This is a genomic window from Micromonospora globosa, from assembly GCF_000717585.1.
GTDB classification, from domain to species: Bacteria; Actinomycetota; Actinomycetes; order Mycobacteriales; family Micromonosporaceae; genus Micromonospora; species Micromonospora aurantiaca.
The window spans coordinates 41955-68079 of record NZ_JNZR01000017.1 but is presented as its reverse complement, the minus strand read 5'-3'; the positions used below and the strand labels follow the sequence as shown (position 1 = coordinate 68079).

The 26125-nt window shown below is 73.1% G+C and carries 24 protein-coding genes and 1 tRNA gene; 13 read left to right on the top strand and 12 right to left on the bottom strand.

Going from position 1 to position 26125, the window contains the following annotated elements; translation table 11 throughout:
• Position 1: 1 nt before the first annotated feature.
• Positions 2-1147, bottom strand: a complete 1146-nt coding sequence (locus IF06_RS0116715) for a hypothetical protein (protein WP_030272086.1) — start codon at positions 1145-1147, stop codon at positions 2-4.
• A gap of 297 nt (positions 1148-1444) precedes the next feature.
• On the opposite strand from IF06_RS0116715, the gene IF06_RS0116710 reads away from it, so the two are divergent.
• A complete protein-coding gene (locus tag IF06_RS0116710; RefSeq protein ID WP_030272084.1) occupies positions 1445-2686 on the top strand; it encodes an APC family permease in 1242 nt (413 codons plus the stop codon).
• A 198-nt stretch (positions 2687-2884) separates the two neighbouring features.
• Here the strand turns inward: IF06_RS0116710 and IF06_RS0116705 are convergent, their stop codons facing one another.
• Positions 2885-4669, bottom strand: coding sequence for a potassium channel family protein (locus tag IF06_RS0116705; protein ID WP_186461593.1), 1785 nt, complete (start codon positions 4667-4669; stop codon positions 2885-2887).
• An 87-nt stretch (positions 4670-4756) separates the two neighbouring features.
• On the opposite strand from IF06_RS0116705, the gene IF06_RS0116700 reads away from it, so the two are divergent.
• From IF06_RS0116700 to IF06_RS0116685, 4 genes are all read left to right on the top strand, one after another.
• Positions 4757-5236: an MSMEG_6728 family protein gene (locus tag IF06_RS0116700; RefSeq protein WP_030272080.1), complete on the top strand. Its 480-nt coding sequence runs from the start codon at positions 4757-4759 to the stop codon at positions 5234-5236.
• A 197-nt stretch (positions 5237-5433) separates the two neighbouring features.
• Complete coding sequence (locus tag IF06_RS0116695; protein WP_030272078.1) at positions 5434-6978, top strand: FAD-dependent oxidoreductase; 1545 nt, start codon at positions 5434-5436, stop codon at positions 6976-6978.
• A 54-nt stretch (positions 6979-7032) separates the two neighbouring features.
• Complete coding sequence (locus tag IF06_RS0116690) at positions 7033-8169, top strand: hypothetical protein (RefSeq protein WP_030272076.1); 1137 nt, start codon at positions 7033-7035, stop codon at positions 8167-8169.
• 168 nt (positions 8170-8337) lie between these two features.
• Positions 8338-8778: an HNH endonuclease gene (locus IF06_RS0116685; RefSeq protein ID WP_013475060.1), complete on the top strand. Its 441-nt coding sequence runs from the start codon at positions 8338-8340 to the stop codon at positions 8776-8778.
• A 75-nt stretch (positions 8779-8853) separates the two neighbouring features.
• Here IF06_RS0116685 and IF06_RS0116680 read toward each other — a convergent pair whose 3' ends face one another.
• On the bottom strand, positions 8854-9477 hold the full coding sequence (locus IF06_RS0116680; protein WP_030272074.1) for a TetR/AcrR family transcriptional regulator: 624 nt from the start codon (positions 9475-9477) through the stop codon (positions 8854-8856).
• Positions 9478-9546: 69 nt separating this feature from the next.
• Here IF06_RS0116680 and IF06_RS0116675 point away from each other — a divergent pair, with 69 nt between their 5' ends.
• A complete protein-coding gene (locus IF06_RS0116675; RefSeq protein WP_030272072.1) occupies positions 9547-10098 on the top strand; it encodes a peroxiredoxin-like family protein in 552 nt (183 codons plus the stop codon).
• 48 nt (positions 10099-10146) lie between these two features.
• Here IF06_RS0116675 and IF06_RS0116670 read toward each other — a convergent pair whose 3' ends face one another.
• Positions 10147-10911 carry an enoyl-CoA hydratase/isomerase family protein gene (locus tag IF06_RS0116670; RefSeq protein WP_030272070.1) on the bottom strand — a complete coding sequence of 255 codons (765 nt, stop codon included), beginning with the start codon at positions 10909-10911 and terminating at the stop codon, positions 10147-10149.
• A 76-nt stretch (positions 10912-10987) separates the two neighbouring features.
• On the bottom strand, positions 10988-13387 hold the full coding sequence (locus IF06_RS0116665) for a M4 family metallopeptidase (RefSeq protein WP_013475056.1): 2400 nt from the start codon (positions 13385-13387) through the stop codon (positions 10988-10990).
• 170 nt (positions 13388-13557) lie between these two features.
• On the opposite strand from IF06_RS0116665, the gene IF06_RS0116660 reads away from it, so the two are divergent.
• Together IF06_RS0116660 and IF06_RS0116655 are read left to right on the top strand one after the other, a co-directional pair.
• On the top strand, positions 13558-14007 hold the full coding sequence (locus IF06_RS0116660) for a hypothetical protein (RefSeq protein WP_030272068.1): 450 nt from the start codon (positions 13558-13560) through the stop codon (positions 14005-14007).
• Between the two features lie 75 nt (positions 14008-14082).
• Complete coding sequence (locus IF06_RS0116655; RefSeq protein WP_232236698.1) at positions 14083-14739, top strand: type 1 glutamine amidotransferase domain-containing protein; 657 nt, start codon at positions 14083-14085, stop codon at positions 14737-14739.
• Between the two features lies 1 nt (position 14740).
• On the opposite strand, the gene IF06_RS0116650 is transcribed toward IF06_RS0116655, so the two are convergent.
• Positions 14741-15352: a histidine phosphatase family protein gene (locus IF06_RS0116650; RefSeq protein WP_030272065.1), complete on the bottom strand. Its 612-nt coding sequence runs from the start codon at positions 15350-15352 to the stop codon at positions 14741-14743.
• A gap of 64 nt (positions 15353-15416) precedes the next feature.
• Positions 15417-15836, bottom strand: coding sequence for a VOC family protein (locus IF06_RS0116645; RefSeq protein ID WP_013288900.1), 420 nt, complete (start codon positions 15834-15836; stop codon positions 15417-15419).
• Between the two features lie 160 nt (positions 15837-15996).
• On the opposite strand from IF06_RS0116645, the gene IF06_RS0116640 reads away from it, so the two are divergent.
• A complete protein-coding gene (locus IF06_RS0116640; RefSeq protein WP_030272063.1) occupies positions 15997-17877 on the top strand; it encodes a hypothetical protein in 1881 nt (626 codons plus the stop codon).
• On the opposite strand, the gene IF06_RS32180 is transcribed toward IF06_RS0116640, so the two are convergent.
• Complete coding sequence (locus tag IF06_RS32180; protein ID WP_013288902.1) at positions 17846-18346, bottom strand: helix-turn-helix domain-containing protein; 501 nt, start codon at positions 18344-18346, stop codon at positions 17846-17848. The genes IF06_RS0116640 and IF06_RS32180 overlap by 32 nt on opposite strands.
• Positions 18347-18385: 39 nt before the next feature.
• The gene (locus tag IF06_RS0116630) at positions 18386-18886 is read right to left on the bottom strand and encodes a GNAT family N-acetyltransferase (protein WP_013288903.1); all 501 of its coding nucleotides are present in this window, start codon (positions 18884-18886) and stop codon (positions 18386-18388) included.
• A 160-nt stretch (positions 18887-19046) separates the two neighbouring features.
• Here IF06_RS0116630 and IF06_RS0116625 point away from each other — a divergent pair, with 160 nt between their 5' ends.
• Positions 19047-19433 (top strand): VOC family protein, encoded by a 387-nt coding sequence (locus tag IF06_RS0116625; protein WP_013288904.1) that lies wholly within the window; start codon positions 19047-19049, stop codon positions 19431-19433.
• A gap of 83 nt (positions 19434-19516) precedes the next feature.
• Here IF06_RS0116625 and IF06_RS0116620 read toward each other — a convergent pair.
• Positions 19517-19593: transfer RNA gene (locus IF06_RS0116620), tRNA-Thr, on the bottom strand.
• 365 nt (positions 19594-19958) lie between these two features.
• On the opposite strand from IF06_RS0116620, the gene IF06_RS0116615 reads away from it, so the two are divergent.
• Positions 19959-21050 (top strand): ABC transporter ATP-binding protein, encoded by a 1092-nt coding sequence (locus tag IF06_RS0116615; protein ID WP_013288905.1) that lies wholly within the window; start codon positions 19959-19961, stop codon positions 21048-21050.
• 57 nt (positions 21051-21107) lie between these two features.
• On the opposite strand, the gene rlmB is transcribed toward IF06_RS0116615, so the two are convergent.
• Together rlmB and cysS are read right to left on the bottom strand one after the other, a co-directional pair.
• Positions 21108-22223, bottom strand: a complete 1116-nt coding sequence (rlmB, locus tag IF06_RS0116610) for a 23S rRNA (guanosine(2251)-2'-O)-methyltransferase RlmB (protein ID WP_013288906.1) — start codon at positions 22221-22223, stop codon at positions 21108-21110.
• On the bottom strand, positions 22223-23638 hold the full coding sequence (gene cysS, locus IF06_RS0116605; RefSeq protein WP_013288907.1) for a cysteine--tRNA ligase: 1416 nt from the start codon (positions 23636-23638) through the stop codon (positions 22223-22225). Before cysS ends, rlmB begins: the two co-directional genes overlap by 1 nt.
• A 63-nt stretch (positions 23639-23701) precedes the next feature.
• Here cysS and IF06_RS0116600 point away from each other — a divergent pair, with 63 nt between their 5' ends.
• Together IF06_RS0116600 and IF06_RS34390 are read left to right on the top strand one after the other, a co-directional pair.
• A complete protein-coding gene (locus IF06_RS0116600) occupies positions 23702-24349 on the top strand; it encodes an IclR family transcriptional regulator (protein WP_030272059.1) in 648 nt (215 codons plus the stop codon).
• A 1161-nt stretch (positions 24350-25510) separates the two neighbouring features.
• The gene (locus IF06_RS34390; RefSeq protein WP_232236697.1) at positions 25511-26089 is read left to right on the top strand and encodes an endonuclease domain-containing protein; all 579 of its coding nucleotides are present in this window, start codon (positions 25511-25513) and stop codon (positions 26087-26089) included.
• Positions 26090-26125 lie beyond the last annotated feature (36 nt).

The following is a 26125-nucleotide window of genomic DNA, read 5'->3' as shown; positions in this document are numbered from 1 at the left end:
CTCAGCCTCCCGTCCGGATCTCCACGATGCTGATCCGGGTACGGGTGCTGTAGGTCAGCCTCCGGCGGTGGTCGTCGTCCGCCGGCCGCACCGCCACCTGGACGCGGATCTGGGTGCCCTTCGGCAGCTCGACCCGTTCGTCCGGCGTGCTCACCACGAACACCCCGCCGGTGGTCTCCGGGTCGATCGACACCCGCTCCTGCCGCAGCAACGGGGTGTCGTTCTCCGCGTCTCCGGGCCGGGTGTACTCGGCGCGTATCCGGACCAGGTCGTCGCGTCGCAACCCGCGCAGGTCGACTGTCGCCTGGATGCTCACCAGCCCGGTCTCCGGCACCGTCCAGTGGTACAGGCCGGTGGCCCAGCGGATGGCGTGGAACCGGTCGGTGGTGTCGAGCGTGTCGCCGGCGTGCGCGGTGCTGTGGAAGGTGGCGATCACGTCCCGCTTGGTCGTCGTGGACGTCTTCTCCCCGATCATCTTCGCGAAGTCGTCGGTGGTGCCGCGGAACGCGTCCGCGTCGCAGGTGTGCTGGCGGCCGATGATGGCCGAATCGGTGAACTGCCAGATGCGCGGCGTCTCCGCCGGCTTGCCGTAGCGCGTCCAGCCCGGGCCGGAGTCCCCGCCGGCCCGCGCGTACGCGGCCTTGAAGTCCTCGGCCACCCGGTACGGGTAGTCGGCGTTCCAGCGCGGGAAGTCGCCCAGGTCGTCGTCGCCGTACTGGCCGCGCGACGCGTACATCACCGCCACCTTGCCGGTGCGTTCCTCCAGTTCCCGGCCCACGTCGACGCCGATGTGCGGGGGCACGTCGTCGGTCGGCCAGCGCTCCAGGTCGATCTGCCAGAAGAACCCGTCGTACGTGCGCCACCAGGGGGTGTGCTTGTCGGCGTAGTCGATGGCGGTGGCCGCCTGGTCCTCGATGGAGACGTCGGAGTGCACCACCACGTACATGCCCAGGAACGGGATGCCCGCGTCCTTCGCGGCGGTGAGCATCACCCCGTAGTACTGGCTGTGGAACGTGCCGTCGCGCGACTGTTCCGTGCCCTTGTAGGTCATGAAGTCGATGCCCGCGGCGCGGGCGTCCCGGATCCGGTCGGCCGTCAACCCCCGGTCGACGTCGTAGTCACTGGCGTCCCAGCCGAAAAGCGTCATGTGCGGTACCTCCCGCGTTCGCGGAGAAGACGTTCCCGAAATTGCCGGAGCCGATTCGAGGGCACCATTGCCCGATCGACGCAGAAAGAATCTGATCATCGCCATCGGATAATCGGCACGGAACATTTGCGAACCGCGCTGGCGGGGCGATTCGCTCCCGCTTTGACCTGCGTAAACGACTCTACCGAGGGGTTCGGCGATCGGCCACCGCTGAACGCGATTAATTATGCAAATCATTTTCGTCAATTTCCGGGCGGCGGGCACCTGCCGTTCACCTGAGCGCCCTAGGCTGCCGGTGTGGAACAACTGGCGCGGCGACTCGGCGTACCCGATGCGGTGGTCATCGGTCTGGGCTCGATGCTCGGCGCGGGCGTCTTCGTGGTCTTCGCACCGGCCGCGGCTGCCGCGGGCGGTCCGGGCCTGCTGGTCGCGCTGGCGGTCGCGGGCTTCATCGCCTACTGCAACGCGACCAGCTCGGCCCGGCTCGCCGCCCGCTACCCCGAGTCCGGCGGCACCTACGTCTACGGCCGGGAACGGCTGCACCCGTTCGCCGGTTTCCTCGCCGGCTGGGGATTCGTGGTCGGCAAGACGGCGAGCTGCGCGGCCATGGCGCTGACCGTCGGGGCGTACCTGTGGCCGGGGCGGGCGCGGCTCGTCGCGGTCCTCGCGGTGGTGGCGGTGACAGCGGTGAACCTCCGCGGCATCGGCAAGACCGCCACCGCCACCCGGGTCCTCGTCGCCGTGGTGCTCACGGTGCTCACCGTGGTGGCGGTGACCGGGGCGCCGCAGGTGGCGGCCGACCGGCTCACCGCGCCGGCCGGAATCGGGGCGGGCGGCGTGCTGACCGCCGCCGGCCTGCTGTTCTTCGCCTTCGCCGGGTACGCACGGATCGCCACGCTGGGCGAGGAGGTCCGCGACCCGGGGCGCACCATCCCCCGGGCGATGCCGCTGGCGCTCGGCGCGGTGCTGGCGATCTACCTGACGCTGGCAGTGGTCGCGCTCGGCGTGCTCGGCGCCGACCGGCTGGCGTCCACCGACGCGCCGCTGGTCGAGGTGGTGACCACCGCCGGGCACCCGGGCCTGGCCTGGCTGGTCCGGGCCGGCGCCGCAGTCGCGGTGACCGGGGTGCTGCTGTCGCTGCTGGCGGGCGTCGGCCGCACCATGCTGGCGATGGCCCGCCGCCGGGACCTGCCCGGCGCGCTCGCGGCGGTCCATCCGCGCCACCGGGTGCCGCACCGCGCCGAACTGGCGGTGGCCGCCGTGGTCGCCGTCGTGGTGACAGTGGGCGACATCCGGGGCGCGATCGGCTTCTCCAGCTGCACGGTGCTGGTCTACTACGCGATCACCAACGCGTCGGCGCTGACGCTCGGCCCGGACCCGGCCCGGCGCGTCCCGGTACGGCTGCTCGCCGCCCTCGGGCTCGTCGGCTGCCTGGTGCTGGCGGTCAACCTGCCGCTGCCGAGCGTCCTCGCCGGGTTCGGCGTGCTCGCCCTCGGCGCGCTCGGGTACGCGGTCCGCAGCCGTCGTCGACCTGCCTGACGCGGCCCGGCCGCCTTGCCGCGGCCGGCAGCCCTTGATGCGCCGGCTGCCCTTGATACGCCCGGCGGCCTTGACGCGCCCGGCGGCCTTGACGCGCCCGGCGGCCTTGACGCGCCCGGCGGCCTTGACGCGCCCGGCGGCCTTGACGCGCCCGGCGGCCTTGAGGCGCCCGGCGGCCGTGACCGCTGGCGCGTCCGGTCACTCCTGCGGGCGGCGTGCGGCGGGCGGGCCGGTGGGTGCCGGCGGCGGCGCGGGCGTGGTCTCCCGGAGCAGGGCGGTCAGCCCGGCCCGCCGGGCCACCACAGTCAGCCGGTCACCGGCCTGGATCACCATGCGGGGGTCGGCCGACCAGTCGGCTTTCTGGTTCGGCCGGGTGTGCGCGAGCAGGCGTACCTCGCCGGGCCGGGCCACCGCGCTCAGCGGACTCCCGTCCAGCGGCGAACCGGCCACCACCGGCACCTCGGTGACCAGCAGCGCGTGCCGGTCGACCGGGATGGTGGCGACCACAGCGCGATCCAGCAGGGCCGCCGCGAACGCCGGCGCGGCCAGATAGGACACGCTGCGCGAGATGCCGATGCCGAACGCCTGCTGGATCCGCTCGGCGAAGTCGCCGTCGAACAGCCGCAGCACCACGCGCAGGTCCGGGTCGAGGGACCGTGCGATCAGCGCCGCTCGCAGGTTCGTCCCGTCGTCGGTGGACACCACCACGAGCGCCTGGCAGGTGTCCACCGAGGCGGACCGGAGCGTCTCCTCCCGGCCCGCGTCGCCCACGATCAGCGGCACCCCCAGCCGGCGCGCCAGCGGGGCGCCGCGCGCGTCCGCGTTCTTGTCGATCGCCACCACCTCGACACCGAAGTCGTGCAACTGCGCCATCACCCGGGTGCCGATGTTACCCAGCCCGACCATCACCACGTGCCCGGAGCGGTCCGGCTGGACCCGGCCCGCGTGCAGCGCCAGCCGGGCGTTGACGATGCCGTCGACCACCGCGGCCGTGATCAGCGGGATCAACGCCAGCCCGGCCAGGTTGAGCACCACCTGCATCACCTGGGCCGCGACCGGCTTGTTGACGTCCGGATCCTGGCCGGTGAGCGTGGTGACCAGCGTCAGGTAGACCGCCTCGCTCCAGCTCACGTCGGCGGCCCGCGCGTTGAGCCAGCCCAGCGCCGCGATCACCCCGAGCAGCACCAGCACCGCGATACCGATCTTGCGGGTGGCGAAGTGACGGACCGCCCGCAGCAGGACGGCGACCGGCTGCCGGCGCCGCCGCGCCCGTACCAGCCGCCGCGCGGCGACCTCGGTGCCCGCCGGCCGCCCGGTCGCCTCGGCCAGCACCACGTCGGCCGCCGCCTCGTCAGCGGGCAGCACCCGGACCAGGTCCGGATCGGTGGTGACGGCCAAGCCGCAGACCACGTCCTGCTGGCGTACGTCGTCGCGGCGGGCCACGTAGAGCGTGCGCCCCGCGTGCCGGAAGTGGGTCGGCGCCACCTCACCCAGCGCGGCGGCCACGAAGGCGGGTGCGGCGATCGAGGCGTCCGAGAGCACCGCCGAGTCGGGGAAGAGCTGCCGCAGCCCGTCCGCCAGGTTGGTGTTGAACATCCGCACCACCAGGCGCAGCCGCGACTCGACCTCCTGCGCGCAGAGCGCGGCGTGCATGTTGCCCACGTCGTCCTGGTGCAGCAGGGCCAGCCCGGCCGCGCCGGCCAGCCCGGCCCGGCGGAACGCGGCCTCGTCGAGGCGCTCCGCCGTGACCACACGTACCCCCGGCACGTCCCGGCCGTCGGGGCCCTCGGACCGGCGGCGGCCCGGCACCACGAGCGTGACCCGCACCCGGCCGTCGGCGCTGTCGGTGGCGAGCAGCGACCGGACCACCCAGTAGGCGAGCGGGTCGGAGCCGCAGACCACGTAGTGGGGGCGTTCGTCACCGTTCATCCGGAGCCGCCAGCCGGTTGCGCGGCGCGCGCGGTCGCGCAGTGGCTCGGCCATGTCCGGATCGTAGTCAGCCGCTCGCGATCCGCGCAGCCCCGGCGATCATGAACGCATGGCACGGCCGGGTACGGGTAGAGCACGGCCATGCAGACGTTCCTGCCGTATCCGGACTTCCTGGCCAGCGCGCGCACGCTGGACCAGAAGCGGCTGGGCAAGCAGCGCGTGGAGGCGATCCAGGTGCTGCGCGGGCTGACCCGGCCGGACTACGGCTGGCGCAACCACCCCGCGGTGAAGATGTGGGCCGGGTACGAGGAGGCGCTGACCCGGTACGGGCTGGACATGTGCGCGGTGTGGTGCGAGCCGGGCCGGGCCGACACCTGCGCCGGGACGCTCGCCACCGACCTCGCCGCCGCCTGCGCCATCTCGGTGATCCGCACCCAGGACGAGCTGGCCGCCGCCGGTGAGCTGCCGCCCTGGCTGGGCCGCGACGACCTGCACCGCAGCCACCAGTCGTCGCTGCTGCGCAAGGACCCCGCCCACTATGCACCGCTGTTCGCCGACGTCTCCCCCGACCTGGAGTACGTCTGGCCGCCGTCGGACCGCCCGCGCCGCTGCCTGCCGTGAAAGGAAGGGCCCCTTATTAACGCCTGCGGTAGAGGAAGGGCCCCTTGTTAACACCTCGCCCCACACACCCACGCGACGCACCCAGCACGGGGGCGACGCGGCGTTAAGAAGGGGCCCCGCACATCCGTATGCGTTAAAAGGGGCCCCTTCCTTTCACCTCGGGCAGACTGGGGGGACCGCCGACTGGAGGATGCCCCGTGGGTCTGTCGCAAGTGGTAGGTCGCCTGATCGGCGTACGCGAGCACGTGGTGGACCCGGGCGGCGGTGGCGCCGACCGCGTGCCGCGCCCGGTCCCGGCGCTGGTGGTCGGCGGCGGCATCGCCGGCATGTCGGCGGCGGTGGTGCTGGCCGAGCGTGGGGTGGCGGTGACGGTGCTGGAGGCGGCGCCGCACCTCGGTGGGCGGCTCGGCGCCTGGCCGGAGGATCTGTCCGACGGCGTCCAGCGCAACGAGCACGGCTTCCACGCGTTCTTCCGGCAGTACTGGAACTGGCGGTCGATCCTGCGCCGCGTCGACCCGGCGCTGGGCTTCCTCAAGCCGATCCCGGGCTACCCGATCCTGTCCGAGCAGTGGCCCACGGAGGAGTTCGGCAAGCTGCCGCCCGCGCCGCCGGCGAACCTGCTGGCGCTGCTGCTGCGCAGCCCGAGCCTGCGCCTGGCCGACCTGCGCACGATGGACCGGGACGCGGCGCTGCCGCTGCTCACCTACGACCCGGTACGCACCTACGAGGAGTTCGACGAGCGGACCGCCGACGATCTGCTCACCTCGCTGCGGCTGCCGGACCGGGCGCGGGCCATGCTGTTCGAGGTCTTCTCGCACTCGTTCTTCAACCACGAGGCGGAGATGTCGGCCGCCGAGATGATCGCGCAGTTCCACTTCTACCTGCTCGGCAACCCGGAGGGGCTGGCCTTCGACTGCCCGGATCGGGACTACGGCACGGCGATCTGGGAGCCGCTGACCCGGTACGTGGAGAAGCACGGCGGCCGGGTGCTGACCGGCGCGGCGGCGGCCCGGCTGGACCGTACCCCGGCGGGGTGGCGGGTGACCGGCGCGGACGGCGACGTCTGGGAGGCGCCGCACGTGGTGCTCGCGGTGGACCCGCCCGCGCTCGCCGCGCTCGTCGACGCCTCCCCCGGCCTGGTCGCGGCGGCACCCGAGCTGGTGGCGCGGATGCCCGCGTTCGGCAGACCCGGACCGCCGTACGCGGTGGCGCGCTACTGGATGGACGGGGACGTCCGGGCCGACCGCGCGGTGTTCAGCGGCGTCTCCCGGCAGCCCACGCTGGACTCGGTGACGCTCTACCACCGGCTGGAGGACGAGCCCCGCCGCTGGGCCGCGCGCACAGGCGGCTCGGTGGTGGAGCTGCACGCGTACGCCTGCGAGCCGGACGTGCCGGCCGACGAGCTGGCCGCCCGGATGCTGCGGGAGCTGACCGCGCTCTGGCCGGAGGTGGCCGACCTTCGGGTACGCGAGCTGCGGGCCCGCGTCGAGGCGCAGGCGCCTGCGTTCACGCCTGGCAGCCACGCCTGGCGCCCGGGGGTGGAGACCGACGCGCCGGGCCTCTACCTGGCCGGGGACGGCATTCGCACCGACTTCCCGAGTGCGCTGATGGAACGGTCGGCGGCCACCGGGATCATCGCCGCGAACCACATCCTCCGTGCCGAGGGCGCGGCGGCCGAGCCGGTCCGGTCGATCCGGCCGCGCGGCCTGCTGGCCGGCAAGGCTGGGCCGAAACGGTCATAAGCGCATAAAATCGACTCTACGCTCGACTGATCCGGCGACACGGGAGGTCGGGCGGTGAGCACCGCGACGCGGGATCGGCGCGACGAGGAGCACGGGACACCTCGGGACGAACGGACCGCGGTGGTCACCGCGCTGCGACTCGGCTGGTCCATGGCGGACGCCTACCACCACGCGCAGACCGCCGACCTGACCGGGGACGGGCACCGGCCGGCGCCCGCGCCGCCGAAACTGTCGAACCTGACCGAGCTGGCCGGACGGCACCGGCTCGGCATGTACCTCGACGGCGTGGACGTCGCGCTGGCCCAGATCGCGCCGCTGACCACTGCGGGCCGTACGGTGCCGTCCACCGCCGCCGCCCGGGGCGCCACCGAGGCGGGCCGGGAAACGCTGCTGCGCGCGCTCGACGACCTCAACATCGACGTGCTGCGCTGGACGATGGCGACGAACCACCGGGTGGGTGTGGCGTACCGGCTCGGGCGCTCGCTCGCCGACACCGTGCGGCGCGGCGACGCCGGCCAGCTCGCCGCGCGCTTCGGCGGCCGGCATCTCCAGATCAGCAGGTGGCTGGACGAGCTGGCGAGCGTGCTGCCGCCGTACTCGGCCGCCGTGGTGCGCCGCTCGCTCGCCGCCTGGGCGAAGGCTGTCGGTCGTGCCACTGTGGGCGACCCGGGCGAGGCTGGGCTCGCCGAGCTGGCCCGCGAGCTGCGCAACCAGGGCGACCTGTGGCAGGACGTACTGACCGGCGGCCTGCACCCGCGCGACCTGCTGGACGAGGAGAACTGGGCGGTGATCGCCCGCAACGTCGTCATCCGGGACCGGAAGCTGGTGGCGCAGGCCGCCCGTGGGATCTTCTGGCCGGTGCTGGCGCCCCTGCTGGTGGTGCTGCTGGCGGTCGTCGGGGTCAGCGCCGCCGCGGCGGCCGGTTCCCCCACCACCCGGGCGGCGGTGGCGCTCGTCGGCCTGGGCGCCGGGCTCACCGCGATCTGGCGGTCGATCTCCACGCCCACGCTGTCGGTGGCGGCCGAGGTGAACCGCCCGCTGCTGGACAGCGAGCTGGTGGTGCAGATGACCGCCCGCATCGACCGGCCGCTCGCCGCCGCGAGGCGCGCCGGCCGGGCCGGACGGCAGCGGCGGCCCGCCGACGACGGATCGAAATACGTTGCCCACGATTCCCGGATCGATCTACCGTGAGCGCGCAAGGTCAACCACCGCTCCGGGAGCCGCCACGATGACGTCGTGGCTGCTCGGCGACGGCTGCCGGGAACACGGTCCCTGGCCCGGAGGGCACGACTGACGCGCCTCGCGCGTCCCCGTCGTCGCCGCTCGTCGCCGTACCGCCGATCGTGAAGGGAGAACCCGGTGGACGCCGTCCTCGTCGTCAACGCCGACCTCGGCCCGCTGCACCGGGTCACCGTCAAGCACGCGATCCGGATGCTCTGCCGCCGGGTCGCCGAGATCCACGAGGCCGAGCCCGACCGGGTCATCGGCGTCTTCCCGCTGCCGCGTGTGGTCCGCCTCGTCCGGTACGTGGTGACCCGCTGGCGGTTCAGCGCCGGCCCGGCCTGGTCCCGGGCCGGGGTGCTGGCGCGCGACCGGCGGAAGTGCGCGTACTGCGACGGCGCGGCGAGCACGATCGACCACATCCTGCCCCGCTCGCGCGGTGGCCGGAACACCTGGGGGAACACCACCGCCGCCTGCTACGCGTGCAACCAGCGCAAGGGCGACCGGACCCCGGCCGAGGCGGGCATGCCGCTGCGGCGGGAGCCGGTGACGCCGAGCTGGGCCGCACTGGCGCGGTGACGGACGGCCGGCGGGCACAGGGGGCGGTGCCGGGGGTGAGCCCCGGCGCCGCGCCCGCCGGTCCCACCAAGTCGCCTAGCTGTCGAGACGCCGGGCCAGCCCGTCGAGCAGGAGGTCCAGCCCACCGCCGAACTCGTCCTCCGGTGCGACCGCGCCGGCCTCGCGCGCGGTCGCGGCGAGCAGGGGGAACTCGTCGCGGGGCAGCGCCGCGATGACAGCCGTTCCGGGGCCCGACAGCGCGCCGAGGTGTTCCATCTGGATCGCGCCGACCACGTAGCCGAGCAGGGCGCGGAACGCGATCACCCGTCCGACGCCGGTGAAGCCGGCCCCTGTCAGCACCGCGAGCACCGCCTCGCCCCAGCGCAGGATCGTCGGCGAGCGGTGCCGGTACGCGGGGAGCAACGGCACCACTGCCGGATGGACGCCGACCGCGCGGCGCACCCGGTCGGCCAGGTCCCGGATGCCGTCCGGCCACGGGACGTCGCCCGGCGGACGGGTGTCCACCTGTTCGAGGACCCGCTCGACGACGAGCGCCTCCAGTTCGTCCCGGTCGGCGACGTAGCGGTAGAGGCCCATCGTGCTGGTGCCGAGCTGCGCGCCGACTGCGCGCATGGTGAGGCCGGCGAGGCCGTCCCGGTCGAGCACCGCGAGCGCCGCGTCGGCGAGCTGGGCCGGGGTCAGGGAACGGGGACGGGGCATGGCCTTGACAGCGTACAAGATACGCCTACGGTTGTAGGAGTACGTCGTACGCCTACAACGGGAGCGCGCATGGACGTCGTCACCCCCCGCCACCTGACCAGCGTGACCGGCACCGGGATCGACCTGCCGGATCCGGACCGCCTGATCCACCTCCAGTTCCGGCGCTTCGCCGGCTGCCCGGTCTGCAACCTCCACCTGCGCTCGATCGTCCGCCGGCACGCCGAGATCGAGGCCGCGGGCGTACGCGAGGTGGTGCTCTTCCACTCCCCCGCCGACGAACTGCGCGAGCACGTCGCCGACCTGCCGTTCGCCGTGGTGGCCGATCCGGACCGGCGGCTCTACCGGGAGTTCGGCGTGGAGTCGGCGCGGCGGTCGCTGCTCGACCCGCGCGCCTGGCTGCCGATCCTGCGAGCAGTGGTGACCGGCACCTGGCACGTGCTGCGCGGCCGGGAGCGACTGCCGTCCGCCTCCCCGCACGGCGGGCGGCTCGGGCTGCCGGCCGACTTCCTGATCGCACCCGACGGGCGGGTGCTCGCCGAGAAATACGGCGAACACGCCTCCGACCAGTGGTCGGTGGACGAGCTGTTGGCCCACGTCAGCGCGGACCGCGCGTCGCGGTGACGGCGGACCGTGCCGGCCGGCCGTTCGCGGCTGACGCCTGCCGGCCGGTCAGACGGCGGGCGGCGTCCAGCCGAAGCGCGGCGGGCGGCGCTCGTTGATCGCGGCCACGCCCTCGCGTGCCTCGCCGCTGTCCCGCACCTGGGCGTGCCACCAGGCGAGCCGGTCGGCGTCGGCGCGCCCATCGACGATCTCCTTCGCGGCGGTCACTGTGAGCCGGGACCGCTCGGCGACCGTGGCGGTCAGCGCCGCCACCCGCCCGGCCAGCTCACCGGCCGGCAGCACCTCGTCCACCAGGCCGATCCGCAGCGCCCGCTGGGCGTCGACCAGCTCGCTGGTGAACAGCAGGTGCTTGGCCGCCGACGGGCCGACCAGCGCGGCCAGCCGCCGCGTGGTCGGTGCCGGGTAGACCAGGCCGAGCCGGGCCGGGGGTACGCCGAACCGCGCGTCCGCCGCGGCCAGGCGCAGGTCGCAGGCGACGGCAAGCTGGCACCCGCCACCCACGCAGGCGCCCTCGATCGCGGCGACTGTGGGGCGGCCGAACGCGGCGAGCCGTTCCTCGGCGGCCACCGCGATGCTGCCGTCACCGGCGGCCAGCAGCTCGTCCAGGTCGCCCAGATCGGCGCCGGCGCAGAACGTGCCGCCCGCGCCGGTGAGGACCAGCACCCGTACGGCCGGGTCCGCCTCCAGGCCGTCTAGCAACACCGGGAGCTGCCGCCACATGGCCGGGGTCATGGCGTTGCGCCGGGCCGGGTTGTGGATGACGACAGTGGCCACCGGGCCGTCCAGGGTGACTGTCAGTTCCGCGTCGGACATGGGTCCGACCGTAACGGCCGGGGCCCGCCGACCACCCGCGTGGGGTGGCCGCCGGGCCCCGGGATCGGCGGTCAGGTCAGGAGACGTTGATCGCGGTGTCGTCGATCACGAACGAGGTCTGCAGCGAGACGTCCTCGGTGCCGGTGAACTTCAGCGTGACGGTCTGCCCGGCGTACGCCGCCAGGGAGAACGACTTCTGGCTGTAGCCGCTGGCCTTGTTCAGGTTCGAGTAGGTCGCCAGCGTGGCCAGCACCGAGCCGGACGAGTTGAGCACCTGCACGTTCAGCTTGTCGTACTGGACGCTGGTGGTGCTCTCGGCCGAGTCGATGTGCAGCCAGAACGAGAGGTTGTACGCGGAGCAGCCGCTCGGCAGGCTCACCGACTGCGACAGCGTGTCGGTGCGGGTGCTGCCGTAGCCGTTCAGCCACGCGTTCCACGTACCGGTGCGGGTCGGCTGGCCCTGCGAGCCGTACTGGCCGATCACGCCGGAGGTGGTGGCCCAGACCGTGTTGCCGGACTCGAAGCCGGGGTTGCCGAGCTTCTGGCCGGCGCCGGTGCAGCCGCCGCCCGTGCCGGTCACCGTCAGCGAGTACGTGGCGGTCTTGGTGCCCGACGCCGCGCTGCCGGTGACGGTCACCGAGTAGGTGCCGGTCGGGGTGCCGGAGCTGGTGGCGATGGTGAGCGTGGACGAGCCGCCCGAGGTCACCGAGGCGGGGCTGAACGACGCGGTGGCGCCGGTCGGCAGGCCAGACGCGGAGAACGTCACGGTCTGCGCGGTGCCGCTGGTGGTGGACGTGCCGACGGTGGCGGAGGCCGATCCACCCGCGGTCACCGACCCGGAGGTCGGCGAGAGCGAGACGGAGAAGTCGTTACCGGTCGAGCTGCACGGAGCGTCGTTGCCGGCCACGTTCACCGCGGTCCACGCCGCCTGGACGGTCTTGTACTCGGTGGAGCAGTTGCCGTACAGGTCGGTCGCGGCCCGCAGGGTGTACGCGCGGGCGGTGTTGGCCGGGTTGCTGGTGTTGACGTACGAGGTGTTCGAGGTGAAGTACACGTCGAGCGCCCGGTACCAGATCTTCTCCGCCTTGGCGCGGCCGATGCCGGTCACCGCCGGGGCCGAGCCGCAGACCGGCGAGGTGCCGTACGCGGTGGCGCCGGTGCCCTCGGCGAGGTTGAAGAAGAAGTGGTTGCCGACGCCGGAGGAGTAGTGCACGTCCTTGTTCTTCGTGCTGGTGGACCAGCAGGAGTCGGACGAGCCGTCCAGCGACGGGTTGTACATGTAGCGCAGCGGCGTACCGTTGCCGTTGATGTTGATCTTCTCACCGACCTGGTAGTCGCCCGGGTCGCTCGGCGCGGCGGCGTAGAACTCCACCATGTTGCCGAAGATGTCGCTGGTGGACTCGTTGAGGCCACCGGACTCACCGGAGTAGACCAGCCCGGCCAGCGCCTCGGTGACGCCGTGGCTCATCTCGTGACCGGCCACGTCCAGCGAGACCAGCGGGCGGGAGTTGCCCGAGCCGTCGCCGTAGGTCATCTGGGAGCCGTCCCAGAACGCGTTGACGTAGTTGTTGCCGTAGTGCACCCGGCTCGGCACGCCCTGGCCGTTGCCGAAGATGCCGTTGCGGCCGTGCACGTTCTTGAAGTAGTCGAACGTCTTGGCGGCGCCGAAGTGCGCGTCCACGGCGGCCGACTGCCGGTTCGAGGTGGCGCCGTTGCCCCACGCGTTGTCCGCGTCGGTGAACGTGGTGCAGGTGGAGGTCCCGTTGTTCATGTCGCAGGTGCGGCCGTTGCCGCGCACCGGGTCGATCATCTGGTACGTGCTGCCGGAGAGCGTCGTGTCGATGGTGACCGAGCCGCTGTAGACGCCCTGGCCGGTGCCGGCCACCGTCTCGATCTCGTCGTACGAGCCGATCACCTTGCCGGTGGTGGCGTCGGTGATGACGTGCAGCTTCGACGGCGTCTGCTTGTCCGCCTTCCAGCCGGTCGCGACGGTCTCCCAGGCGAGGCGGCCCTTGCCGCTGCTGGCGTCGACGAACAGTTCCGGCGCGCCGACCGAGGTGAGCGACCCGGAGAACGTCTTGCGGGCGCTGGCCTTGGCCGCGTCCGCGCCGACCTTCGCGGTGGTGCTCAGGGTCAGCGGGGCGGACAGGCTGACCGACGCGCTGGTCAGGGTGCCGTTCGGGGCGGTGTGGATGACGAAGTCACCGCCGTACACCCGGAGACCCTGGTAGGTCCGGCTGTACCGGGTGTGCGCCGCCCCGGAGGGGTCGACCTTGGTGCGGACGGCCTGGTAGGCCTCACCGCCGGCGCCCTGGACGACGCCGGGGTTGGCGCGCAGTAGGCTCGCGGCCTTGGCTGCGGCAGAGGTCTCGGGGCTGGGGGCGGTTGGCGCTGCCGCTTGCGCCGAGGTGGTGACGCAGGCCAGCACGCTGCTGGTGAGCAGCGCTGCGCTGACGGCGGCGACGGATCTTTTCACGGGCCCTCCTGGAAGGCGAAGTTGTGACGGGGGTAGTCACTGATGTAGATATAGCGATACATCGAAGAACGTGAAAGAGGCTGGCGAGATCCCGCCTGAGACATTGACCGAACGGATGAGGAGGACCGGTGGGCCGGAACCGGGTGGTCCCGTCGCGCGTCCGATCGGGTATGAGAGCTGCCTCCGCCGCGGCGGCCGTCGCCGCCCTTCTCCTCCCGCTCGCCGGCTGCGCCCGCACCGACGCCCCACCCGTCCTCACGGACGGACCCTCGCCGCTGGCCACCGAGGTCGTACTCGTGAAGTCGGGCGGCATCGCCGGGCTGTCCGACACCGTCCGGGTCGAGCCGGACGGCCACTGGACGAGGACCGACCGCGGCGGCGCCTCCCGCGAGGGACAGCTCGCCGCGGAGAAGCTCACCCGGCTGCGGCAGCTCGCGGCCGACCCCCGGCTCGCCGCCGAGGCCGCCGTCACCGTGCTGCCGACGATGTGCGCCGACGCGTTCACCTACCGGCTCACCATCGGGCCGAACCAGGTCGGCTACGTGGACTGCCCGCCGGAGACCACGCCACCGGCCGTCACCGCGCAGGTGGTGGACCTGCTCAACGGCGCCACCGGCTGACCGGCCCGTCAAACCCGTTCCGGCTGTGACATCGGCCTATGGCCGGGGCGGGCCGGCCGCGCCAGCATGGAAGCCATGACTCGCGCACTCATCGCCCTGACCAGTCACTCCGAGCTGGGCCGCACCGGCCGCTCGACCGGCTACTACGTCGGCGAGGCCGCCGAGCCGTGGGAGGTGTTCCGGGCCGCCGGGTACGACGTCGACCTGGTCTCCGTGGCCGGCGGGGAGCCGCCCGTCGACGGGCGGGACGAGAACGACAGCACCCAGAATGACTTCCTCGCCACCGCCGGCGTCACCGACACCCCGAAGGCCGCCGACGTCGACCCGGACGGGTACGACGTGATCCTCTTCGCCGGTGGTCACGGCACCATGTGGGACTTCCCCGACGACCCCGACCTGGCCCGGATCGCCCGCTCGGTCTACGAGCGCGGCGGCGTGGTGGCCGCCGTCTGCCACGGCCCGTCGGCGCTGGTGAACCTCACCCTCACCGACGGCTCCCGGCTCGTCGCCGGCAAGCGGGTGGCCGGGTTCACCAACAGCGAGGAGGCGGCCGTCGGCCTCACCGACGAGGTGCCGTTCCTGCTCGCCGACAAGCTCGGCGAAGCGGGCGCGCAGCACGTGCCGGCACCTGATTTCACCGAGCACGTGGTGGTCGACGGGCGGCTGGTGACCGGCCAGAACCCGCAGTCCGCCCGCGCCGTGGCCGACGCCGTGGTGAAGCTGATCGCCTGAGTCAGATCCGGTAGTCGTCGGGCAGGCCGGTGGCACGCAGCTCGGGCGGCAGGTGGGCGACGTCGTTGAACGCGACGAGCGCCGGCGGGCCGCCCGAGCTGTAGCGGATCACGGTCAACCCGCAGTTCTGCTGGTTCAGCCCGATCCACCGGCGCGCCGGCGCGTCTACCGCGTGCAGTACCAGCCACGCGACCAGGAAGTTGTGGGTGACGACCAGCTCGCGCACGTCACCCTCCGCGGGAGCGGCGGCGAACCGCGCCACCGACTCCGCGGTCACGCGCGGTCCGTCTCGCCGCTCCCGCTCGGAGAAACCGGCCAGGAAGGCCGCGTACGACTCCGGCAGGCCGGCCGGGTCGGTGTCGTGCGGCATGTGGTCGCCGGCGCGGTCGTCCTCGCGTACCGGAACACCCGGCAGCGACGCCGCGACCAGCGCGGCGGTCTCCGCGGCCCGCCGGGCCGGCCCATGGTGTACGGCGGCGAAGCGCGTGCCGCGCAGCCGCTCGCCCAGCAGCGTCGCCTGTCGGCGGCCGCGCTCGGACAGTCCGGTGTCCGCCTCCTCCTCCGGCCGGTCCTGCTCGCCGTGACGGACCAGGTAGAGCAGGCGGGTGGGCATCGGCACCTCCACGGTCGGGGACCGCGAGACTAGCCCGCTGAGCGCCGCCCGGGTGGCCCGCCGGTCACGGGTGCTGGTGCATCTGCCCGATCCGGATGCGGTTGCCGAACGGGTCACGGATGCCGAAGTCGATGCCGTACGGCCGGTCGGTCGGCTCGTCGGTCACCTCCACGCCCTTCGCGACCAGGTCCGCGTACGTCTTGTGCGCGTCGTCGGTGGTGAAGAACAGGAAACCGCCGGCGGCGCCCTTGGTGAGCAGTTCCCGGACCTGCTCGGCCGTCTTCGGGTCCAGAGCCGGCGGACCCGGCTTCTCCAGCAGGATCTCCCGGCCCGGGTCACCCGGCACGTTCACGGTGAGCCAGCGCATGAAACCGAGGTCCTGGTCGGTGCTGACCTCCAGGCCGAGCTTGCCGACGTAGAAGTCGAGCGCCTCGTCCTGGTCGAGCACGTAGATCTGGGAGCGGGAAGTCGAAGTCATCGTCATGCCGACGACGCTAGAGCAGCGCCCCGACCTGCTGCTTATCCGAAACTGCGCAGTCCCGCCGTCGAGCCACCTCGCCCGAGTTGCGTCGTTTGTCCGCGCGGGGACACCGCCCGGACATCCGCTGTTAACGTCCCCGTGACATAAGCCGGGGGGTTACTCGATGCAGCTGATGGTGGCCTGGGCCGCGACCGGGGCGTTGCCACAACCGCGCCTCGATGCCGCCGTGGCCCGGTTCGACAAGGCCGTGGCCGACCTCGTACCCGAAAGCTGGCACCGCCGGCGCTTCGGCGGCACCGACTGGGGCGTGCTGGTGCTGCACCCGGCCGATCCGGGCGGATACCGGTGGCCGCCCGTCGCCACCGACGGCCCCGTCACCGCCGTCTCCGTGGGCATCCCGGTAGGGGCCGACGGCGACGACCCGGTGACGCTCGCCAACCGCCTGCTCACCGGCGAGGACGTGCACCGGGACGTCGTACCGCCGTTCGCGCTGCTCGCACTCGACCGCGACCGTCTCGCCCTGCAACAGGACTGGCTGGGCATGGCCCGGGTGTTCACCGGCGCGGCCGACGGGATCACCGCCTGGTGCACCCGGCCCGGTCTGCTCGCCGACTTCCTGCACGGCGAGGCCCGCCCCGACCCGGCCGGCTGGACGTCGTACCTGCTCACCGGCCACTTCGGCGGCGACCTCTCGCCGCTCGCCGGCATCCGGCTGCTCCAGCCGGGCGAGCGGGTCACCGGCCGCCGCCGCGCCGACGGCGGCTGGCAGCTCACCACCGAGATCCGGTACGCCGCCGACGACGTGGTCCGCAGCGGCCTCGCCGACCGGGACCGGCCGACCGACGAGCGGCTGGACCTGGCCGCTGACGCGTTGACCCGATCCGTCGCCGGCCTGCACCGGCTGCACGACGGCGAGGTCACGCTCGGTCTCTCCGGCGGCAAGGACTCCCGGCTCATCGCCGCGACGCTCGTCGCCGCCGGCCGTACGCCGGACCTGGTCACCAACGACGACACCCCCGCCGAGGGCGACGTGGCCCGCGAACTGGTTCGGCTCCTGCGGGACCGGCGCGGCCTGGAGCTGCCGCACCGCCTCACACCCGCAGCGCCGCCGGAAACCGTCCTCGGCACCGGCCTCCGGGACCGGGCGCGACGGCTCGCCGCGCTGCACGACCACCAGTTCCCCTCGACCTACCTGACGCGCCCGGCGGCGCGGACCCGGCTGCCTGACGAGGTACGCCCGCCGAGCCTCACCGGAGCGGCAGGCGAACTGGTGGTCGGCTTCTGGTATCCCCGCCCCGACGCCGACCCGGCGCCCACGCCCGAGCAGGCGGCCATGAGCAAGCTGCTGGCGGCCGTGCCGCGCGGGACCACGACGCCCGAGGCGCTGGCCGCCGAACGGGACCGCGTCACCGCGCTGACGGCCCACGCCCGAGAGCTGGGCCTACGCGACGAGCACCTGATCGACTACGTCTACCTGGTCGAGCGGATGCGCCGCTGGTGCACAGCCGCGTACACCACGGGCATGGTCACCCCGTTCCTGGCGCCCGGCTTCGTCGCGGCCAGCTTCGCGTTCACCGCGGCCGAGAAGCGGGCGCGACTTCCGCACACCGCGCTGATCGCCCGGCTCGTACCGGAGTGGGCGGACGTGCCGTTCGTCAGCTCCGCCACCGGACCGTCCCGCGCCACCCGGATCTGGGAGGGCGACGGCGTCGCCGCCGTGGCCGACCTGCTGGACACCGTCCACGGGCCGCTCACCGAGCTGATCCGGCGTCCGGCCGTGGAGCGGGAGCTGCGTACCGCCGCCCGGGGCGGCCGGCCCGATCCGCGGGTGCTGGCCCAGTTCACCGCGCTGGCGGTCGCCTCCGAACGGCTGGAACCCGACTTCACCGGGCCGTCGACCGGCGCCACCTACGAGCGGGTCACCGCGCCGCCGCGCCCGCGTACGCCACCGGAGAGCCGGCTGGCCGGACTGCGCTGGCTACGGCGGACCCGGCTCGGTGACCGGCTCTGGGTCATGGTGCGGCGGAGGGTGCGGGGCCGCTGACCGCTGCGGCTTCCCCGGCGGCGGCCGGCTTGCGGGTGGCGACCGGCTGGCTGGCGGTGGCCGGCTGGCCGGCGGTGGCGCTCGGGCGCATCCAGGCCTTGGTGAAGCAGCTCGGGACGTCGGCCGGCGCGGCCTTGCGGCGCCGGTAGGCCGACGGCGACTCACCGACGATGCCGTGGAACGTCCGGCTGAACGTGCCCAGGCTGCCGAAGCCGACCAGGTGGCAGATCTCGGTGACCGGTTCGCCGGTGCACGCCAGCAGGTACATGGCGCGTTCCACCCGTCGGCGTTGCAGGTAGCGGTGCGGCGTCTCGCCGAAGGTGGCCCGGAAGGTGCGGATGAAGTGCGCCTCCGAGACGTGCGCGATCCGGGCCAGGGCGGGGATGTCGAGCGGCTGCGCGTACGCCCGGTCCATCGCGTCGCGGGCGCGCAGCATCGCCCGGTTGGACTCCTCGACCGCGCGACTCATCGCTGGTCAGCCTACTGCGCGTGCCGCGCCCCGCACCGTCTACGGCTGGTCCAGGAGGCTCTTGGCCATGATGTGCTCGCGGCGCACGCCGTCGGGCATCAGGCCGCCGACTTCGCCCGTGTCCCGGAAGCCGTTGCGCAGATACAGGGCCCACGCGGTGGGGTTGCCCTCCGCCACGGCGAGCCGCAGCGTCCGCGCGCCTGCCTGCCGGGCCCACTGCTCGACCTCCTGGACGAGGTGGTCGCCCACGCCCCGGCCGCGTCCGACGGGTGCCACGTACATCGAGATCAGCTCGACCACCCCGTCCTGCTCGGTCGGCATCCCGCTGGCCATCCCGACCGGTTGCCCGTCGAGCATCACCACGACGTTGTACGAGCCGGGGACGGCCAGCCGCCCGCGCCAGCGTTCCTCGCGGTCGCCGTCGCCCTGCCAATCAGCCAGTCGGGCGCCGAAGGCGTACCCGGCCTCGGCGAGCGCGGCGAGCCGCAGTTCCCGCCACACCTTCCAGTCGTCCTCGCCGAGGACGCGCGTTTCGAGCATGCGGAGAGGGTGGCGCAGGCCTGCCGAGCAGGCAACCGGTATCCGGCAACCGTGACGATCGGGTGTTGTCGAATCCCGCCCGAGTCGGGTCTAGCCTGAAGTCGGCAGGCTCAGCCAGGTCGAAGAGGGCACGGACAGTGCCCAGCGGGGAGAAGACATCGTGGAACGTGTGACGGGCATCGGCGGCGTCTTCTTCCGCGCCCACGACCCGGACCGGATCAACCGCTGGTACGCCACCCATCTCGGGGTCGAGCTGGCACCGGAGTCCTACGACGTGTCCTCCTGGTGGCAGAAGCCCGGTCCTACCGTCCTGGCGGCCATGTCGGCGGACTCCGAGCACTTCGGCGGCCCCGAGCACTCCTGGTCGCTCAACTTCCGGGTCGTCGACCTGGACGCGATGGTCGACCAACTGCGCGATGCGGATATCGACGTCGAGGTGGACCCCGAGGAGTACCCGAACGGCAGGTTCGCGAGCCTCAGAGACCCAGAGGGCAACATGATCCAGCTCTGGGAGCCCGCGGGGGCCGACGCCCGTGGGCCCGCCTGACCCCTCGCGGGTGTACCGTCAGGTCGCTGCTGACGGAGCCGGGCGTCCCGCGGCGACATCGGCCCCGGAACGCCTTGTGGAACTGGAGCCCCCGGCCGGGATCGAACCGGCGACATCTCGCTTACAAGGCGAGTGCTCTGGCCAGCTGAGCTACAGGGGCGCGTGCGTCGGGCTCAGCATAGCGACTGAGCCCCGGAATTCCCGCCTCGCAGGGCTCCCGAGCACGGAAAACGTCGGCATCCCGACCGGTACGACCGATGGATCATCGCTCGGCCGCGCTCACAGGTGGGGAGATTGATGCCTCACAGTGCCTTCCTGACCGTTATGCGTATGCCATCCGTCCCACCCGACGTGCCACGTCTTGGCACGATCGCGAAAGCCGTTTACCGTGCAGTGACACGGACGACACTCCGGTCGGCCTCGGCTGCCTGAGCGACGACCCCGTTGGCCGGTGCCTTGGGCGCCGGTCGCTCCTTCACTCGGATCGTCCGGCACGTTCCTGCCGGTGAAAGGAAGCGCTCCATCATGGCTACGGTCACCTACGCGAAGGCGTCCCGGATCTATCCGGGCACCGAGCGCCCCGCCGTCAACCAGCTCGACCTCCAGATCGGCGACGGGGAGTTCCTCGTCCTGGTCGGCCCGTCCGGCTGCGGCAAGTCCACCAGCCTCCGGATGCTCGCCGGCCTGGAGGACGTCGACGACGGCGCGATCTACATCGACGACCGGGACGTCACCCACCTCCCGCCGAAGGCCCGCGACATCGCGATGGTCTTCCAGAACTACGCCCTGTACCCGCACATGACGGTGTACGAGAACATGGCGTTCGCGCTCAAGCTGCGCAAGACCTCGAAGTCGGAGATCGACCGGCGGGTCAAGGAGGCGGCCGGGCTGCTCCAGCTGGAGGAGTTCCTCAGCCGCAAGCCGAAGGCGCTCTCCGGCGGTCAGCGCCAGCGTGTCGCCATGGGTCGCGCGATCGTCCGCGAGCCGCAGGTCTTCCTCATGGACGAGCCGCTGTCGAACCTCGACGCCAAGCTGCGCGTGCAGACCCGTACCCAGATCGCCTCGCTGCAGGCGAAGCTGGGCGTCACCACCGTCTACGTCACCCACGACCAGGTCGAGGCCATGACCATGGGTCACCGGGTGGCGGTCATGCTCGACGGCGTGCTCCAGCAGGTGGACACCCCGCGGGCGCTCTACGACACCCCTTCCAACGTCTTCGTCGCCGGCTTCATGGGCTCCCCGGCCATGAACATCAAGACGGTGAAGCTGACCGAGCAGGGCGGCGCGTTCGCCGAGATGATCGTGCCGCTGACCCGCGAGCAGGTCCAGGCGGCCGGCTCCGAGGGCGGCGACGGCAAGGTCACCGTCGGCTTCCGGCCGGAGGACTGCGACCTGGTCAGCCCGTCCGAGGGCGGCATGCCGGTCGTGGTCGAGCTGGTCGAGGACCTCGGCTCGGACGCCAACGTCTACGGCCACGCCGCGCTGGAGGGCCACAACGAGCGGTTCGTGGTCCGTACCGACCGCCGCAGCATGCCGAACATGGGCGACACCGTGTTCGTCAAGCCGCGTACCGGCCGCAGCCACGTCTTCCACGCCGCCACCGGCCAGCGGATCTGACGTACGCGAGAAAGGGGCGGCCCGCCACGGCGGACCGCCCCTTTTCGTTGCTCTCGATCAGGCCTCGACGGACCGGCGGCGGGCGACCTCGGCGAGCGTGACCGCGGCGGCGACGCTGGCGTTGAGCGACTCCACGTCGGAGACCATCGGGATGCTGACGGTCAGGTCGCAGGTCTCGCCGACCAGGCGGGACAGCCCGCGCCCCTCCGAGCCGACCACCACGACGAGCGGACCGACGGCGGCCTCCAGGTCGTACAGGTCGGTCTGTCCGTCGGCGTCGAGGCCGACCACGACGAAGCCGGCTTCCTTGCACGCCTTGAGCGACCGGGTCAGGTTGGTGACCTGGGCGACGGGCACACGCGCGGCTGCGCCGGCGCTGGTCCGCCAGGCGGTCGCGGTGATCCCGGCGGCACGCCGTTCGGGTACGAAGACACCCTGCGCGCCGAACGCGGCGGCCGACCGGATGACCGCCCCGAGGTTTCGCGGGTCGGTGACGCCGTCCAGCGCGACCAGCAGCGGTGCGGCCTGCTCCAGCGCGGCGGCTACCAGGTCGTCGAACGGCTCGTAGGCGAACGGCGGCACCTGGAGGCCGACGCCCTGGTGCAGCACCCCGCCGGTCATCCGGTCCAGCTCGGCGCGGCTGACCTCGAGGATCGCGATGCCCCGGTCGGCGGCGGTCCGGACGATCTCCTTGACCCGGTCGTCGACGTCGATGCCCTGCGCGGTGTAGAGCGCTGTCGCGGGCACCTGGGTGCGCAGCGACTCCAGCACCGGGTTGCGCCCGACCAGCAGTTCGGGGCTGTCCTTCGCCGGGTTGGCCTTGCGGCCCGGCGCGACCCGGGGACCGCCCCGGCCGCCGGGCTTGCCCTTGCCGCCCTTGAGCGGCACACCGGCCCGGCTGCCCTTGCCCCAGGTGGTGTCCTTGGTGCCGGGCTGGCCGATCTTGGGCGCGCGGCCCTCCTCGGCGGCGGCACGGCGCTCCTTGTCCTGCTTCCAGGCGGTGCGCTGGGGCAGCTTCTCGGTGCCCGAGTACGCCTTGTGCCAGGGCCGCTCGTCGGCGGGCAGCGTGCGACCCCGCCCGGCGAGCGAGTCCTTGTTCTTGCCACCGGTGCCCTTGGGGGCGCCCGCCTTCGGCGTCAGTCGCCGGCCACGGCGCTGCGAGTTGCCGGCCATCAGTCCTGCTCTCCAATAGTCCAACGCGGGCCCTGGGGGGTGTCCTCGACGACCACGCCGGCCTGCTTGAGCTGGTCGCGTACGGCGTCGGCGGCAGCCCAGTCCTTGCGGCTGCGGGCCTGCGCGCGCTGCTCCAGGGCCAGCGCGATCAGGGAGTCCACCACGCCGCGCAGGTCGTCCGTGCGGCCGCCGCCGGTCCAGGCCGGGTCCAGGGGGTCGACGCCGAGGATATCCAGCATCGCCCGGGTGGCGGCCAGCGTCGTGCGGACGGTCACATCGTCCCCGGCGGTGAGCGCGGTGTTGCCGTCGCGGACCACCTCGTGCAGCGCCGCCAGCGCCGCCGACGTGTTGAGGTCGTCGTCCATCGCGGCCACGAACCCGGCCGGCAGGTCGCCGGGCCGGCCCGGGCCGACCCGCTCGGCCGCCCGCTGCACGAAGCCCTCGATCCGCCGGTACGCGACGGCGGCCTCGCGCAGCGCGTCCTCGGAGTAGTCGATGCGGGACCGGTAGTGCGCGGCGACGTAGTAGTAGCGCAACTCCACCGGGCGGACGCCGAGCGCGGCCACGTAGTCGAGGTCGAGCGTGTTGCCGAGCGACTTGCCCATCTTGGTGCCGCCGATGCCGAGCAGGCCGTGGTGCACCCAGTAGCGGGCGAACGGCAGGTCCGCGGCCTGCGACTGGGCGATCTCGTTCTCGTGGTGCGGGAACGTCAGGTCGAGCCCGCCGCCGTGGATGTCGAACTCGGGACCGAGGTAGCGCCAGCACATGGCCGAGCACTCGATGTGCCAGCCCGGCCGGCCGCGGCCCCACGGCGACGGCCAGTAGGCGTCGGCCGGTTCGCCCGGCTTGGCGCCCTTCCAGAGCGCGAAGTCACGCGGGTCGCGCTTGCCCCGGTCGGGGGCGTCGCCGGCGGGCTGCATGTCCGCCGGGGACTGGCCGGACAGCGAGCCGTACGCGGGCCAGGAGGCCACGTCGAAGTAGACGTCGCCGGAGCCGTCGGTGGCCGGGTAGGCGTGACCGGTCTCGATCAGCCGGGCGATCAGCTCGTGCATCTCCGGGACGTGCCCGGTCGCCCGCGGCTCGTACGTCGGCGGGAGCACGTTCAGCGCCCGGTAGGAGGTGGTGAGGATCTGCTCGTTCGCGTACGCGATCGACCAGAACGGCCGGTCCTGCTCCATCGCCTTGGCCAGGACCTTGTCGTCGATGTCGGTCAGGTTGCGGATGAACGTGACCTCGAAGCCCTTGCTGAGCAGCCATCGGCGCAGCACGTCGTAGTTGACGCCGGAGCGAAGGTGACCGATGTGCGGCGGGGCCTGGAGCGTGAGACCACACAGGTAGACCCCCACCTTGCCGGCTTCCCGCGGGACGAAGTCCCGCACCGATCGGGTGGCGGTGTCATACAGGCGTAGCGTCACCTCACAAGGGTAGCCGTCCGCACATTTCCGGGTTGGCCGGAGCCGGGTCGTACGCTGCGTGCTGTGGACACGGCGGCGCGCACGGGAGAGACGGCACAGACCCTGGACCGGGGCCTGCGGCTGCTGCACCTGGTCGCGGACGCGCCGGGCGGGCTCACAGTCACCGAGGCGGCGCACCGGCTGGGCATCGGCCGGGCGGCCGTCTACCGGCTGGTCGGCGCGCTGACCGGCCACGGGATGCTCCGGCGTGACGGCAAGGGCCGCCTGCGCATCGGCGTGGGCGTGCTGCACCTGGCCCGCCGCGCCCAGCCGCTGCTGGCCGAGGGCGCGCTGCCCGCGCTGCGCCGGCTCGCCGAGGGCACCGGGGCGACCGCCCACCTCACGGTGGTCGAGGGCGGCGAGGGGGTGGCGCTCGCGGTGGTCGAGCCGAGCTGGACGTCGTTCCACGTGGCGTACCGGACCGGCACCCGGCACCCGCTGGAACGGGGCGCCGCCGGCCGGGCGGTACTGGCCGGGCGGGCCGGCGATCCGGGGCCGGTGAGTACCAGCGGCGAGCTTCAATCAGGCGCATACGGGGTGGCGGCGCCGGTGCTCGGCGTGCCCGGGCTGGAGGGGAGCGTCGGGGTGGTGTCGCTGACCCCGCTCGACGTGGCGGACGTCGGCGCCCAGGTCACCGCCGCCGCCGAGGCGGTCGCCGCCGCGCTCTCCTGACCCCGCATGCCCCCACGCCGTCACGCCAGCTCGGCGAAGTGGCTGGGAACCCGCCTTCCTCCACACACCCTCACGCCAGCTCGGCGACGTGGCTGCATCAACGCGGCCCGGATGCCGCCACCTCCCCGAAGTGGAGTCGATCAAGCCAGCTCAAGGCACCGGCGGCCACACGGCCCAGCCCACCCCGGAACCCTCACACCACCAGGCCGAAGTGGCTGGAACCCGCCCTTCTCCACACACCCTCACGCCAGCTCGGCGACGTGGCTGCATCAACGCGGCCCGGATGCCGCCACCTCCCCGAAGTGGAGTGGATCATGCGCTGATCGAGGGCCATAGCACACGGACAGGGGCGGTCGGGGGTTGTCCACAGGGCGCGGCGGGTGGCACGGCTGCGGCTGTCCACAGGGGTACCGATCTCGACCCGTGCCCCGCCACGCTCGTCACATGCCACCTCATCCTCATCGACCATCGGAGTTGGCCTGGCAGGTCTTCCGGGGCTCGGAAGCGATCCGGCGCGGGCTGCTGTCCCGGCACCATCTGCGGGGCGCGTCCTGGATCCGGCTCCGGCAGGACGTCTACGCCGACGCGCGACTCGACCGCGACCACGCGCTGGCCTGCCGCGCGGCGCTACTACGCATGCCACCCGGTGCGGCGATCGCCGGCCCTTCGGCGGCCTACCTGCACGGGGTCGAGCACGCCGCCGACTTCACCGACGACGTGCACGTCCTGCTGCCGGCCACGGTCCGGGCCGACTCCCAGCCGGGTGTCCGGGTGCACCACGCCCCGATGTCGAGCACCCGCAGCGGCCTCCTGGTCCCCGCCGCCGCCGCAGCCGCGCGAACGAGCCCACCCGCCGGCACCAACCCACCCGCCGACACGAACCCATACGCAGGCACGAACCCATACGCAGGCACGAGGTCGCCCACCGACACGAAGCCACCCGCAAGCACGAGGTCGCCCGCAAGCACGAGCCCACCCGCAAGCACAAGGTCGCCCGCCGGCACGAAGTCGCGCGCCGGCACGAGGTCGCCCGTCGCGGCGTCGTCCGCGGCGGACCGCCCACCGGGCACACCGGGCCGGACCAGATCGCCGAATCCGGCCGACTCCCGCAGGGCGCCCGGACCGCACGGCCCGGCCACCCCGCCGGCTTCAACCGCCGCATTGAACCCGTTCGCGGGGTCGTACCCCGGCGCGGAAATGATCCTGGCCGGGCCGCCGCCCCGCACCGAGCCGGCCGCCTGTGCCTGGGAGACAGCGGTCTGGGCCGATCCCGTCAAGGCGGTCGGCATCATCGACGGGCTGCTGCGTACCGGTTCGGTGAACCGGTCGGCGCTGGCGAGCGAGGCGGCCCGGAACGCCTGCCGCCCCGGTGGGCGGCGAGCCGCGTGGGTGTTCGGCCTGACCGACGGGCTGGCCCAGTCCCCGCCCGAGTCCCACCTGCGGGTCCGCCTCGTCCTCGCCGGCCTGCCCCGCCCGGTGGCCCAGTATCCGGTGCGGGTGCCGACCGGCCTGATCCTGCACCCCGATCTGGCCTGGCCGGAGTTCCGGGTCGCCGTCGAGTACGACGGTCAGTGGCACTCCGACGCGGACCGGATGCACCTCGACCGGCGGCGGCTCAACCAGCTCGTCTCGGCCGGCTGGCTCGTGTTGCACGTGACCGGCCGCCGTCTGCGTAAGGAGTTCCCCGCCCTGGTGCGGGAGATCCGGGCGGCACTGGTGGCCCGGGGGTGGCGGCCGTGACACCGGCCGGAACGCCGAGGTGGCGGCGTCCGGGAA